We start from the raw sequence: 14094 nt of genomic DNA, 5'->3' as shown, positions 1-14094 counted from the left end.
GTTCGAGCCGCGATGATAGCGCGGGTCGAGCCGAACCGAACGCCGGTTAAGGAAATTTGACCGGCCGCCAAAAGTCGCGGAAGATTAGAGAATAGCGATATGTCGGTCAAGCAGCATTTGCGTTTTCAGGCATGCCTTCTGTTGGGGCGTTAGGACGGTTTCGATCAATTTGTACTGGAGTCGCGGGATGAAACAGAAAAAACCACTGGAAGCAGGCGCGGAAATGCCGCAAAAGAAAATCCGTAAACCTAAGTCGGCGAGGATGGCGCCGCCGACCAACGGCGAAATACTGGTTAAAGGTGTGGTGATGGGCATTGTGATTTCCGGCATCAGCCATGCCAGTCGGAGTATCGCCAAAGCTTTTGTCAGGCGCCCGCTGGGCTTGTTCGTGGCAGGCATTGCCAGCGGCTATTTCGCGCACAAATACCGCAAGGAATTACTGACCGTCAGTGGCCGCACCGCCGTGGAGAGTAGAAATTTCATTTTGCGACAAAAAGAGAATTTGGGCGATCTGATTGCTGAAATTCGCGATCCGGACCGCGACGGCGACCGTTAAAGCGATACTTGCGCCGGTTTATACTGGCGTTTGACCTTTTTCGCGGTAGATTGGCGTTTAGTCCAACCGGATATAGAACTCACTACGTCATGGTTATTCATCGCCTTCACCGATCTCAGCATCTGAATGTGGCTCCCGAACAGGCTTGGCGTTTTTTCTCGTCGCCTCAGCATCTCAACGCGATTACCCCGGATTTTTTTCACGTCGATATTGCCTCGCCGGTGCCCGAGGAAATTTATCCTGGTTTACTGATTGCATACCGAATGCGCGCGGTTTTCGGATGGCCGATGGCTTGGTTGTCCGAAGTGTGCTATTGCGAACCGCCGCGACGTTTTGTCTATCAGCAGCGCGTCGGTCCTTTCGCTTTCTTTAGCCACGAAGTAGTCGTGACGCCTTGCCGAAGCGGAGTAGAAGTGGCGGACATCGTGTTTTACTCGATGCGCTGGGGCTGGATGGGTGAATTGTTGCATTACTGCCTGATCGGAATGCGATTACAGCGGATTTTCCAGTGGCGGGCCGAGGTGTTGCAAGCGCGTTGGCCGTTGCCGGCCGTTACTCTTTCAGAAGATTGACTTTTTCCCGCGACAAGCATTAAATCGAACCCTCTCGAATTCATTGCGGAGGCGAGCGACATGGTTGAATCAGACAGTTATCCGTTACAGGCCGGCAATCGAGTCGCCGGTATAGTCGAGCATCTGGACCGCGACGTCGAACGCGGCGAGGATCTGGTGATGTTGGGATATGGTCTCGTGCTGCTGGCGCCGATATTCGCGCCGTTGCTACCGCCGAAAATTCTGTTACCGTTGATGGCCCTGGTGTTTGCGGTGTCGGCAACGGTTGCGCGATGGCATTTTGCCAAAATGGCTAAAAAACTGGCGGTTTCCTCGGCCGGACTGGAGCAACGCGAACTGTGTCAATTGCAGCCGATTGCCGAGGTGTTTGCCGAGCACCCCAGGCAAACCTTGGCGGTGGCGTTCAATCCGTTACGGAATCTGTCGAGGACCGCTAAAAGCGTGCTCGGCGGCATGCTGATCAACCCGTTCTGGGGACCGATTTTCTACATGTTGGGCTTGCAGTTTGTCGAGGACCGGCATTTTTATCTACTTAACCGTGCCGTTCTCGGCATAGAGCAGAAATTGGGGCGGATACCGATTCGCGATTGAATTCCTTATGGCCGCCACTTTCAGGCTATTGTCCTAAAGTACGGTTATGCACAAAAGCTGTGGATAAGTTTGTGATTAAGCGGTTGCCAATCGCCGCCATTCGCCGTTGCCATTAGGCTGTCATCAAATTGACCAAATTTTGCGCAAGCATTTTTTGACTATGCTTAGTAGGGTTAATCACGGCGTCGAAAACTTTACCGGTCGGAGAGCCTCGCGCAGCCGCTAAAGTTTGCTACGCCCGACCCAGTCCGCCGGCGAATCGGAGAGGGACGCCAGCGAATTCAGAGGCTGCCGCCGGGCGGCGCCATTCACCTTAGCATCAAGGTTGTGTCATGGAAAATCCTCGAACGCTTACGATAGACGGAAATCAGGCCGCGGCGACTATCGCCCACAAACTCAACGAAGTCATCGCCATATATCCGATTACGCCGTCCTCGGCGATGGGCGAATGGGCCGACGAGTGGTCGGCGCGCGGTCAGGTCAATTTATGGGGTACCGTGCCGCGCGTCATCGAGATGCAGAGCGAGGCCGGCGCCGCCGGCGCGATACACGGCGCTTTGCAGGCCGGCACGCTGGCGACGACGTTTACCGCGTCGCAAGGCCTGTTGCTGATGCTGCCGAACATGTACAAGATCGCCGGCGAACTGAGTCCGGCGGTGTTTCACATCGCCGCCCGCTCGTTGGCTTGCCAGGGCTTGTCGATCTTCGGCGATCACAGCGACGTGATGTCGGCGCGGATGACCGGTTTCGCGATGCTGTGCTCCAATTCGCCCCAGGAAGTCCAGGATTTGGCGCTGATCGCTCACGCGGTCTCGTTGGAAAGCCGAATTCCGTTCATGCATTTCTTCGACGGTTTCCGCACGTCGCACGAGGTGGCGAAGATCGTCGAAGTCGGCGACGACGTGATTCGGGCGATGATAGACGACGCCTGGGTTGCCGCGCATCGTAACCGGGCGCTGACGCCGGATCGGCCGGTACTGCGCGGCACCGCGCAAAATCCCGACGTGTATTTTCAAGGCCGCGAATCGGTCAATCCGTTTTACGCGGCGCTACCGGACATCGCCCAGCGGGCGATGGATCGGTTCGCCGGTTTGACTGGCCGCCAATACCGCTTGTTCGATTACGTCGGCTCGGCGGAAGCCGAGCGGGTGATCGTGCTGCTGGGTTCCGGGGCCGAGGCGGCCGAGGAAACCCTGGATTTTCTGAACCGGCAAGGCGAACAGGTCGGCTTGCTGAAAGTGCGCCTGTACCGGCCGTTTGCCGCCGATAGGCTGATCGCAGCCTTACCGGCCAGTTGCCGCAGAATCGCGGTGCTGGATCGGACCAAGGAGCCGGGCAGCGACGGCGAGCCCTTGTACAAAGACGTGCTGGCGGCGCTGGTTCAGGATTTTGCCGCCGGCGGCAAATTCGCCGCTTTGCCGCGAGTGGTCGGCGGCCGTTACGGCTTGTCCTCCAAGGAATTCACGCCGGGCATGGTCAAGGCGGTCTACGACGAACTCAAGCGCGAAAGGCCCAAGCATCAATTTACCATCGGCATACTCGACGACGTCGGCCATACCAGTTTGGACTGGGACGCCGATTTTCGTACCGACGCCCATGCCGATACCTTTCAGGCGATGTTTTACGGCCTGGGTAGCGACGGCACGGTCAGCGCCAACAAAAATACGATCAAGATCATCGGCGAGGAAACCGATTGGCACGCCCAGGGTTATTTCGTGTACGACTCGAAAAAATCCGGCGCGATCACCGTGTCGCATTTGCGCTTCGGGCCCAAGCAAATTCGCTCGACGTATCTGATCGGCCGGGGCGACGCTCGCTTCATCGGTTGCCATCAAACCATCTTCCTGGAACGTTACGATATGTTGGCTAACGCCGCCGACAACGCGGTGTTTCTGTTGAATAGCGCCGAGCCAGCCGATCGCATCTGGCACAGCCTGCCGGCGACGATGCAGCGCCAGATGTTGGAAAAACGCATCCGCTTTTATGTGATCGACGCCTATGCGGTCGCCGAACAATGCGGCATGGGCAAGCGCATCAATACCATCATGCAAACCTGCTTTTTTGCGATTTCCGGGGTCTTGCCGCAACAGCAGGCGATCGCGGCGGTCAAGCATGCGGTCGAAAAAACCTACGGTAAAAAGGGCCAACGCATCGTCGAACTGAATTTCAAGGCCATCGACGAAACCCTGTCCGGGCTGCATCAGGTCATGTTACCAGGCCGGGCCGATAGCACATTCGATCTACAGGCGCCGGTCGCCGCCAACGCGCCGGACTTCGTGCGCCGAGTCACCGGCGAAATCATCGCCGGCCGCGGCGATGCGTTGCCGGTCAGTGCGATGCCGGCCGACGGTACCTTCCCGACCGGTACCGCCGCCTACGAAAAACGCAATCTGGCGCTGGCGATCCCGGTCTGGGAAACCGATTTATGTACCCAGTGCGGCAAGTGCCCGATGGTTTGCCCGCACGCGGCAATCCGCAGCAAAATCTTTCCGACCCCTGCGGTGGCCGACGCGCCGGCCACCTTCAAGCATGCGGCGATGCTGGGCAAGGACTTTCCGGCCGGCTTGTCGATCAGCTACCAAGTGGCGCCCGAGGATTGCACCGGTTGCGGCTTGTGCGTGGATATTTGCCCGATACGCGACAAATCCAACGCCAGCCGCAAGGCGCTGAACATGGCGCCGCAGGCCCCGCTGCGCGAGCCGGAAAGCCAAAACTGGGATTATTTTTTGGGTCTGCCGGAATACGACCGGCGCTTGATCAAGACCAGCACGATCAAGGGAGCGATGGTGCTGCAACCCTTGTTCGAATTTTCCGGTGCTTGCGTCGGTTGCGGCGAAACCCCTTATGTCAAATTGGCCTCGCAACTGTTCGGCGATCGGATGATCGTCGCCAATGCCACCGGTTGTTCGTCGATTTACGGCGGCAATCTGCCGACCACGCCTTGGACCAAAAACGCAGACGGCCGCGGTCCGGCCTGGAGCAACTCGCTGTTCGAGGATAACGCCGAGTTCGGCCTGGGAATGCGGGTGGCGATCGACAAGCAGGCCGAACAGGCCGCCGAGTTGTTGCTGAGTCTGCGCGAAGTGCTGGGCGGCGAATTGGTGGACGGACTGCTGCACGCCGACCAGTCCGACGAAGTCGGTGTCTACGAGCAGCGCCAGCGCATCGGCGAATTGAAGCAGCATTTGCCGTCCTTGAACCAACCGGCCGCCCGAGCCTTGCTGCCGCTGGCCGACTATTTATGCAAAAAAAGCGTGTGGATCATCGGCGGCGACGGCTGGGCCTACGACATCGGTTACGGCGGCTTGGATCACGTGCTGGCCAGCGGGCGCGACGTCAATATTTTGGTGCTGGATACCGAAGTCTATTCCAACACTGGCGGCCAGACGTCCAAGGCCACGCCGCTCGGCGCGGTCGCCAAGTTTTCGGCCGGCGGCAAGGCTACCGCGAAGAAAGACCTGGCGCTGTTGGCGATGGATTACGGCAACGTCTACGTCGCCCATGTGGCCTACGCCGGCAAGGATACCCAGACCATCAGCGCGTTTCTGGAGGCCGAGGCCCACGACGGGCCGTCCATCATCATCGCCTATGCGCCGTGTATCGCCCACGGTGTGGATATGTCCAACAACCACCGCCAGCAAAATCTGGCGGTCAAGAGCGGGCATTGGCCGCTGTTCCGCTTCGACCCGGCCAAGATCAAGCAAGGCAAGAATCCGATGCATCTGGATTCGGCCGAGCCTTCGATTCCGTATCGCGACTTCGTGATGAGCGAAACCCGCTTCAGCATGCTTTGGCAAACCCATCCCGACGATGCGGAAGCCTTCTTGCAACAGGCACAACAGGACGTGAAAAACCGCTACCGCTATTACCAACAACTGGCGGCGCTGGATTGGAGTCAGGCCGCCAGCGTGGCCGCCGCCAAGGCCCAGATCAAAGCCGACATTGCCCCGGAGAGCCAACATGGTTGATTTGACGACTGAATACCTGGGCCTGAAGCTGGCTCACCCGCTGGTGCCGTCGGCATCGCCGCTGGCCAAGGATCTGGACGGCGCCCGCCGCTTGCAGGATGCCGGCGCGTCGGCCATCGTGATGCCGTCGTTGTTCGAGGAAAAAATCGAAGCCGAGCAATTGCAGATGGAACGGTTTTACTACGGCCAAGCCCTAGGATATGGCGAAGCCGACAGCTTTCATCCGGTGCCGGATCAGATCAAAACCTATCAAGAGCGCTATCTAGAGCACTTGCATAAGTTGAAAGGCGAGTTAAGCATCCCGGTCATTGCCAGCCTGAACGGTACTTCGCTGGGCGGTTGGCTGGAATACGGGGTGGCGTTGCAACAGGCCGGGGCCGACGCGCTGGAACTGAATATCTACCATCTGGCGGCCAATGCCGAGGATGACAGCGAAGCCGTCGAGGAGCGTTATCTGCATATACTGCGGGAGCTGAAAAGCCAGATCGACATTCCGTTGACGCTGAAGCTATCGCCGCAATTCAGTTCGCCGCTGCATTTCGTGCGGCGGTTGGCGACGGCGGGCGCGGACGGCGTTGCGCTGTTCAACCGGTTTTACCAGTCGGATATCGATCTGGATACGCTGCAAGTCGTGCCGAAACTGGAATTGTCCACGCCGGCCGAAGCCTTGCTGCGGATACGCTGGACCGCGTTGATGTACGGGCGAGTCAATTTGTCGCTGGCGGTAACGGGCGGCTTTCATCGCGGCGAGGATGTCGTCAAGGCCTTGCTGGCCGGCGCCGACGTCGTGCATTTGTGCAGCGTGTTGCTGGAGCACGGTGCCGACCGGCTGACCGATTTGCTTGACGAATTGCTGATTTGGCTGCGCGAGCACGAATATACCTCGGTCGCGCAAATGAAGGGTAGCGTCAGTCAACAACATGCCATCGACCCAAGTGCCTACGAGCGCGCCAACTATGTGCAGGTGCTGGACAGTTATACGCCGGCCGTCGGCGTGCTGCGCTAGTTTTTGCGTGAGGGACCTGGACGAGTTGTTCGCGGCCTTGTCGAGGGCCGGATTCCGCGCCCAATTTCGCTTGCCGGACAAGGATTTGAAATACCTGCGCGACAAGGGCCTGGACACGGTGTTACGGCATGCCGACGATTTCGTCGCCAAGCGTCTGGCCGCCGCCGAACCGGTCAACGACGGCAAGCAAACCCCTTATCGGGGCCACCCGGTTTTCGTCGCTCAGCACGCCACCGCCTGTTGTTGCCGAACATGCCTGGAAAAATGGTATCGCATTCCGCGCGGCAGAGTTTTGACCGAGCTTGAACGCGCCTATATTCGTGAGGTGCTGGGCCGCTGGTTGTCGGGATATCTGTCCGGTCCGTTTTAAGCGGGGGCGAACCGCTAGCCATCCGCTGAAACCGCGCGTTATCGACTAAACTGACGGGGTGTGGCCGGCCGGCCTACTTTGAACGGCGGAGGGCATTGGCCCGGAGACGCGATGCTCGAACATTTCTTCCTGGAACCCAGCGACTTATCTTACGGCTTGATGCATGGGCACTTAGATCTTGCGATGGTCGCGTGTTCGGTGCTGATCGCGGTGTTCGCGTCGTTTTGCGCATTGGAAACCATGGCGCGCCAGTCTCACGGTCGGCGTCGAATTTGGTTATTGGCCGGAGCGTTGATGTTGGGTGGTGGCGTCTGGGCCATGCACTTTATCGGGATGTTGGCGTTTCGTTTGGAAGTGCCTGTCGGCTACGATCCCTGGTTGACCTTGCTTTCGTTAGTGCCTGGGATCGTCGCGGCGGGGGCGGCGTTGCGCACGTTGGCGGGCAGTGGTGATTCGGCGACCGGAAAAATCTTTGGCGGCGCGATCTTGGCGGCCGGGATCGGCGTGATGCACTTCACCGGCATGGCGGCCGTCCGATTGGATGGCGCCTTGCGCTACGACCGTAGCTTGTTCGTGGCCTCGTTGCTGGTCGCCGTGTTGCTGGCGATTACCGCGATGTTGTTAAAGCCCTGGCTGAGCCGGCAGCGCCGGGCGGGGTCGCGCGCGAATTGGCTGCCGTCCCTGCTAGGCGGAGTCTGCCTGGGCGGCGCGATTTCCGGTATGCATTACGTGGCGATGGCCGCGGCCAATTTCGTCCGGCGGCCGGCGCAAACCTTGGCGGAATCGGCTGTGACGGTGGACTCGGCCGGCATGGCGATTGGGGTTGCGGTCGTTGTCACGCTCTTGATCGTCGGCGGCGCGACCGTGACTTTTCTGATCGGGCGAATTACCTCGGAACGCTGTCGAATTCAGGCAATTTTGGCATCGACCAGCCAGGGCTTGTTGATGCTGGATCGGGCTGGGGTCGTCACCGGCACCAATCCGGCTATGTTGAGCATGCTTGGTCTCACCGACCCCGAGGTCGTGGGTCGTTCGTTTCGGGATTGGATTGCTTCAGGCGACGCCGACGTGCTACGCGGCGGTTACCGGGGCGAGGTCGGCTTGCGGCGCGCCGATGGTTCAATATTGCCTTGTCTGGCATACGGCAACGATGTCATCGATGAACGCGGCGGCTTGTGGTACCGGTTTGTGTTATTCAGCGATATTTCCGAGCGTAAGCGGCACGAAGCCGATATTCGCGCCAATCAGCAGCGCTTGCTGGACATTCTGGATTTCAGCCCGATCGCAGTGCGGATCGCGACTCGACAGGGTCGGGAAGTGGTGTTTTACAACCAGCGCTACGGGGAGGTTATCGACAATGTCGACGCGACCGGCGACGATCCCGGTCGCTACTACACCCGCCCGGAGGAGTACCGGGAAATCTTGGCGGAATTGGCCGAAGGCCGGTGCGTGATGGACAGGCAGGTCGAAATCCGTACCCGCAATGGCCGCACCTTGTGGATGTTGGCGTCTTATATGCCGATCGTGTATCGGGACGAAGAGGCCGTGCTGGGCTGGTTCTACGACATTACCGAGCGCATCGAAGCACAGTGCCAGTTGACCCGGCAGTTGCAAGTGCAACGCGAAATCGAAGAGTCGTTGCGAATTGCCAACGCCGAACAGCGGGCGATTTTCGACTCGGCGTCGTCCGGCATTGCGCTGCTGCGCGTCGAGATCGTTTTGCGCTGCAATCGGCAACTGGAAAGCATCTTCGGCTACTCGCCGGGCGAATTGGACGGCCGCTCGACCCATTTGTGGTATGCCGACGACGAGTCTGACCGGATCGGCGGCGAGGCGGCCGACCGAGACATGCTGAACGGCGGCAGCTATAGGCGCGAGCAACAACTGCTGCGCCGCGACGGCAGTCTGTTCTGGGCGCGGGTGACGGCGCGGGCGCTGGACGGCGTCGATCCCGCCAACGGCGTTGTCGCTTTGGTGGATGACATCGGCATCGAACGCGAAGCGGCGGAGGCCTTGCGCAAGGCCAAGGAGCTGGCTGAAGACGGGGCCAAAATGAAGGCGGATTTCTTGGCGAATATGAGCCACGAAATTCGCACGCCGATGAATGCGATCATCGGTTTGAGTCATTTGGCCTTGAAAACCGAACTTAGCAGCCAACAACGCGACTACTTACAGCGCATCCAGGCATCCAGCCACCATTTGCTCGGCATCATCAACGACATCCTGGATTTCTCTAAGATCGAGGCCGGCAAATTAGCGGTCGAAAATATCGAGTTCGATCTGGAGAGGATGCTGGACACCGTGACCGGCCTGGTGCGGGGTAAGGCCGACGAGAAAGGCTTGGAGCTGATCTGCGACGTGGCGGAAGATGTGCCGATGGTGTTGATCGGCGATCCGCTACGCTTGGGGCAGGTGTTGATCAATTTCGGTTCCAATGCGGTGAAATTTACCGAACACGGCGAAGTATCCGTCGTGATACGCAAGGACCGGGATAGCGGGCGGGAAGTCAAGTTGCGCTTCGCGGTGCGGGATACCGGTATTGGTTTATCAGGTGAGCAAATTCACGCGCTGTTTCAACCGTTTCGGCAAGGCGATAGTTCGACGACGCGCAAATACGGCGGTACCGGCCTAGGATTGGCGATCTGTAAAAAACTGATCGAATTGATGGGCGGCGAAGTCGGCGTGGACTCGGAGCCGGGCCGAGGCGCGGAATTCTGGTTTACGGTGTGGTTGGGCAAGGGCAAGGAGCGATCCAAGCCGCTGGCCAGGCCGGATTTGCGCGGGAAGCGTTTGCTGGTCGTGGACGACAACGAAAACGCCCGCTCGGTGCTGGTGTCGTTGCTGACCGGCATGTTATTTTCGGCGGATCAGGCCGATTCGGCGGAAACCGCTGTCGCCGCGATCCGCGAGGCGATCAAGGTCGACCGACCGTATGAACTGATTTTCGTGGATTGGCAGATGCCGAAGACCGACGGCATCGCGTTAGCCGGTAACATTCTCGGCATGGGCCTGACTCCGCGCCCCAAGTTGATCCTGGTGACGGCCTACGATCGTCAGGAAGTGTTGGCGGGGGCGAGCGTGGCCGGCATCGACGAAGTACTGATCAAGCCGGTCAACGCTTCATCCCTGTTCGACAGCGTGATTCGAGCGCTGGCTGGCGGTCCCGCGCCGCAATTGGTTTCCGAGTCGATGCCGTTGCCGACTGCGGATTGCGCGGGGCGACTGTTGCTGGTCGAAGACAACGAAATGAATCAGCAGATTGCCCGCGAGTTGTTGCAGAGCTGGGGCTACCGGGTGGATGTGGCCGGCGACGGAGCGGAAGCGCTGACCAAATTGCGCGGCGACAGTTACGACGCGGTGCTGATGGACATGCAAATGCCGATCATGAACGGCGTCGAGGCCACTCGCGAGATTCGCAAAATCCCGGAATTGGTGGATTTGCCGGTGTTGGCGATGACCGCCAACGCGATGTCGCAAGACCGCGAGGAGTGCCTGGCGGCGGGGATGAACGACCACATTGCCAAACCGATCGAGCCGGACGATTTACTGGCCTTGTTAAAACGTTGGCTGGTGCGGCCGCCGAGACGGCCGCCCGAGCCGACGGCGCGCTCGCCGGTGCCGGAAAACGTGCCTGGCTTGGACAGCGCGGCCGGCTTGCGGCGCATGTTGGGCGAAACCGACTTCTATTTGGCCATGCTGAAAAAATTCGTCGAAGGTCAGGCCGACGCCGCGGAGGCGATCGGCGCGGCCTTGACCGGCGGCGATCGCGAGACCGCGCGGCGCCGGGCGCATACGTTAAAAGGCTTGGCCGGCAACATCGGCGCATTGCCGGTCGCGGAACTGGCGGAGCAATTGGAATCCCGTTTGCGCGGCGGCGAGGCGCTGGACGCATTCGCTCCGCTGTTGGCCGCTATCGGCGATCAACTCCAGGTGCTGTCGGCGGGTTTGCAACCCTGGTTGCCGGAAGAGGCGGCGGTGGAGGCGCCGCCGCCCGCCGCGGGCGAATTTCAGACTGCGTTAAACCGGCTGAAGGCGCTGCTCGGCGACGACGATGCCGAGTCCGGCGACTATCTGGCGGCAAATGCCCAGCTGTTTGCCGGCGCGTTTCCGCATCGGTTTGCCGAACTGCGCAAAGCTGTCGACAACTTCGAGTTTGCCAAAGCCTTGGCACTATTGAACGAAACCGACGCGGAAACGGAGTAGCGCCATGCGATCCAACGAACGATTGATACGCCCAACCGTGCTGGTAGTCGACGATACGCCGGACAATCTGGTGTTGATCAGTGGCTTGTTAAAGCCTTATTACCGGGTCAAGGTGGCGGGTAGCGGTCCGCACGGTTTAAGGATCGCCGCCGGCGACGGGCCGCCCGACCTGATCTTGCTGGACGTAATGATGCCGGAAATGGACGGATATGAAGTGTGCCGGCTGTTGAAGGCCGACGTTCGCACCGCCCAAATTCCGGTGATCTTTCTTACCGCAAAGACCGAGCAAGAAGCCGAACGATACGGCTTGGAACTGGGCGCGGTCGATTACATCGCCAAGCCGGTCAGCCCGCCTATCGTGTTGGCCAGGGTCAAGAACCATTTGGCTCTGAAGGCGGCCGCCGATTTTCTGCGCGATCAAAACGCCTTTCTGGAGAACGAAATACGGCGGCGTATCGCTGAAGTACTGGCCATTCAGGATGCCACGATACACGTCGTTACCGCGTTGGCGGAAACCCGCGATCCGGAAACCGGCAATCATATTCGGCGCACCCAGTTTTATGTGAAGGCGCTGGCCGAGGCACTGCTCAGCCAGCCGCGTTTTGCCGGGCGCTTGAACGAAGCCGATGTGGCGATTTTTTGCAAATCGGCGCCGCTGCACGACATCGGCAAGGTCGGCATTCCGGATCGGATTTTGCTGAAGCGCGGCCGGCTAACCCCGGATGAGTTCGAGATCATGAAAACCCATCCGGCGCTGGGTCGCGAGGCCATCGAACGCGCCGAACGACAATTGGGTATGCGGGTCGGCTTTTTGGACGCGGCCAAACAGATCGCCTACGGTCATCACGAAAAATGGGACGGTTCCGGTTATCCCCACGGCTTGTCCGGCGACGCCATTCCGATACCGGCTCGGATGATGGCCATCGCCGATGTTTACGACGCGTTAATCAGCCGGCGCGTCTACAAACCGCCGATGTCCCACGAATCGGCGTTGGCGACGATGCGCGAGCAGCATGTCGGTCATTTCGATCCGGACATGCTGGCCGAGTTTTTTCGGATAGAAGCCCAAATTCGGGAGATCGCCGAATGCTATGCGGACACCGATCGAGGTCCAGCCACAAATCCCCTTTGAAAATCAATGTAAAAATTCTTACAAATGGATTCCGGGGTTTGTGTCGTTGCAAACATTGCGCCGACCCTTTCCAACGGTAAATCGGGATTGTCGAAAAAAAGTTATTTAAAGTCATATGCTTATGGATATTTTAGAACTGGCATAGCCTGTGCTACCTCACTTCGTAACCCATCCAAGCGAGGTACTCATCATGGAATTGCCAGTATTAAACGAAACTCCCGCAGCCAGCGCAGGCGGCTGTTCTTCCCACTCTTGCGGTACGTCCGATGACCAATTAGGGCATTTGTCGGACGAGATTCGCTCCAAGGTGGAAAACCATCCGTGTTACTCGGAAGACGCTCACCACTACTTTGCCCGCATGCACGTGGCGGTGGCGCCGGCCTGTAACATCCAGTGCCATTACTGCAACCGCAAATACGATTGCTCTAACGAATCCCGTCCCGGCGTGGTTTCGGAATTGCTGACCCCGGAACAGGCGGTGAAGAAAACCATGGCGGTCGCGGCCAATATTCCGCAAATGACCGTGCTGGGCATCGCCGGCCCCGGCGACCCGCTGGCCAATCCGGAACGGACTTTCGAAACCTTCCGCCGCCTCAGCGCCGAAGCGCCGGATATCAAACTGTGCGTTTCGACCAACGGTTTGGCCTTGCCGGAATCGGTCGAGGAATTGTCCAAACACAATATCGACCACGTCACGATCACGATCAACTGCGTGGATCCGGAAATCGGCGCGCAAATCTATCCGTGGATTTTCTGGGAAAACAAACGGATCAAAGGCGTGAAAGGCGCGAAGATTTTGATCGAGCAGCAACAAAAAGGCCTGGAAATGCTGACCGCTAGAGGCATTCTGGTCAAGGTCAACTCGGTAATGATTCCAGGCGTCAACGACAAGCATTTGGCTGAAGTCAGCAAAATCGTCAAAGCCAAGGGCGCTTTCCTGCACAACGTGATGCCGCTGATCGCCGAAGCCGAGCACGGCACCTTCTACGGCGTGATGGGCCAACGCGGTCCGACCCAAGACGAACTGATGGATCTGCAGGATTCTTGCTCCGGCGACATGAATATGATGCGCCACTGCCGGCAATGCCGCGCCGATGCGGTCGGTCTGTTGGGCGAAGACCGCGGCGACGAGTTCACGATGGACAAAATCGAGGCGATGGAAATCGATTACCAGTCCGCGATGGAAAAACGCAAGGTCATCCACGAAGCGATTGCCGAGGAAATGCACAGCAAGCGTGCCGCCAAAGCTGAAAAAGCCGCCAGCCATGCCGACGAGCCCAAGCTGAACACCCGCCCGGTACTGATGGCCATCGCCACCAGCGGCCAAGGCGTGATCAACCAGCATTTCGGCCATGCTAAAGAGTTCTTGATCTACGAAGCTTCTCCTGACGGCGTGCGTTTCATGAGCCACCGCAAAACCGATCTGTATTGCAGCGGTGACGAGACTTGCGGCGACGGCGAAAGCGTATTGCAGCGCACGATCCGGGCGCTGGAAGGTTGCGAAGTGGTGCTGTGTTCGAAAATCGGCTACGAGCCTTGGGACATGCTGGAGCAAGCCGGCATCGTACCTAACGGCGAGCACGCGATGGAGCCGATCGAAGACGCGGTAATGGCGGTGTACAAGGAATTGGCCGCCGCCGGCAAGTTGGACGAGGTGAAAGACGACCAACGCGCAACCGCGTAACTACGGACCGGA

Annotated in this window: 9 protein-coding genes; all 9 read left to right on the top strand. The window is 59.0% G+C overall.

All coding sequences use genetic code 11. The features are described 5' to 3' along the window. The first annotated feature begins 187 nt into the window (after window positions 1–187). The 9 genes from BJL95_RS20495 (at window position 188) to nifB (ending at window position 14082) form a co-directional block, all read left to right on the top strand. Window positions 188–556 (top strand): hypothetical protein, encoded by a 369-nt coding sequence (locus BJL95_RS20495; protein WP_082885634.1) that lies wholly within the window; start codon window positions 188–190, stop codon window positions 554–556. 128 nt (window positions 557–684) lie between these two features. Beyond that, window positions 685–1128 carry an SRPBCC family protein gene (locus tag BJL95_RS20490; protein WP_313730741.1) on the top strand — a complete coding sequence of 148 codons (444 nt, stop codon included), beginning with the start codon at window positions 685–687 and terminating at the stop codon, window positions 1126–1128. Window positions 1129–1188: 60 nt separating this feature from the next. Further along, entirely contained in the window at window positions 1189–1719 is a 531-nt protein-coding gene (locus tag BJL95_RS20485; RefSeq protein WP_071160536.1) for a hypothetical protein, read from the top strand. A gap of 332 nt (window positions 1720–2051) precedes the next feature. Further along, entirely contained in the window at window positions 2052–5687 is a 3636-nt protein-coding gene (nifJ, locus tag BJL95_RS20480; protein ID WP_071160535.1) for a pyruvate:ferredoxin (flavodoxin) oxidoreductase, read from the top strand. Beyond that, window positions 5680–6693, top strand: a complete 1014-nt coding sequence (locus tag BJL95_RS20475; RefSeq protein WP_064030677.1) for a dihydroorotate dehydrogenase-like protein — start codon at window positions 5680–5682, stop codon at window positions 6691–6693. Before nifJ ends, BJL95_RS20475 begins: the two co-directional genes overlap by 8 nt. Before the next feature lie 7 nt (window positions 6694–6700). Then, the gene (locus BJL95_RS20470) at window positions 6701–7063 is read left to right on the top strand and encodes a DUF4186 domain-containing protein (RefSeq protein WP_071160534.1); all 363 of its coding nucleotides are present in this window, start codon (window positions 6701–6703) and stop codon (window positions 7061–7063) included. A gap of 111 nt (window positions 7064–7174) precedes the next feature. Then, window positions 7175–11266, top strand: a complete 4092-nt coding sequence (locus tag BJL95_RS20465) for a response regulator (RefSeq protein WP_071160533.1) — start codon at window positions 7175–7177, stop codon at window positions 11264–11266. Window positions 11267–11270: 4 nt separating this feature from the next. Continuing rightward, a complete protein-coding gene (locus BJL95_RS20460) occupies window positions 11271–12398 on the top strand; it encodes a two-component system response regulator (protein WP_071160532.1) in 1128 nt (375 codons plus the stop codon). A gap of 190 nt (window positions 12399–12588) precedes the next feature. Continuing rightward, window positions 12589–14082, top strand: a complete 1494-nt coding sequence (gene nifB / locus BJL95_RS20455) for a nitrogenase cofactor biosynthesis protein NifB (protein ID WP_064030673.1) — start codon at window positions 12589–12591, stop codon at window positions 14080–14082. Window positions 14083–14094 lie beyond the last annotated feature (12 nt).

The sequence above is a fragment of the Methylomonas sp. LWB genome (assembly GCF_001856095.1).
Taxonomy (GTDB): domain Bacteria; phylum Pseudomonadota; class Gammaproteobacteria; order Methylococcales; family Methylomonadaceae; genus Methylomonas; species Methylomonas koyamae_A.
This window is presented reverse-complemented; position numbering and strand designations above follow the sequence as displayed.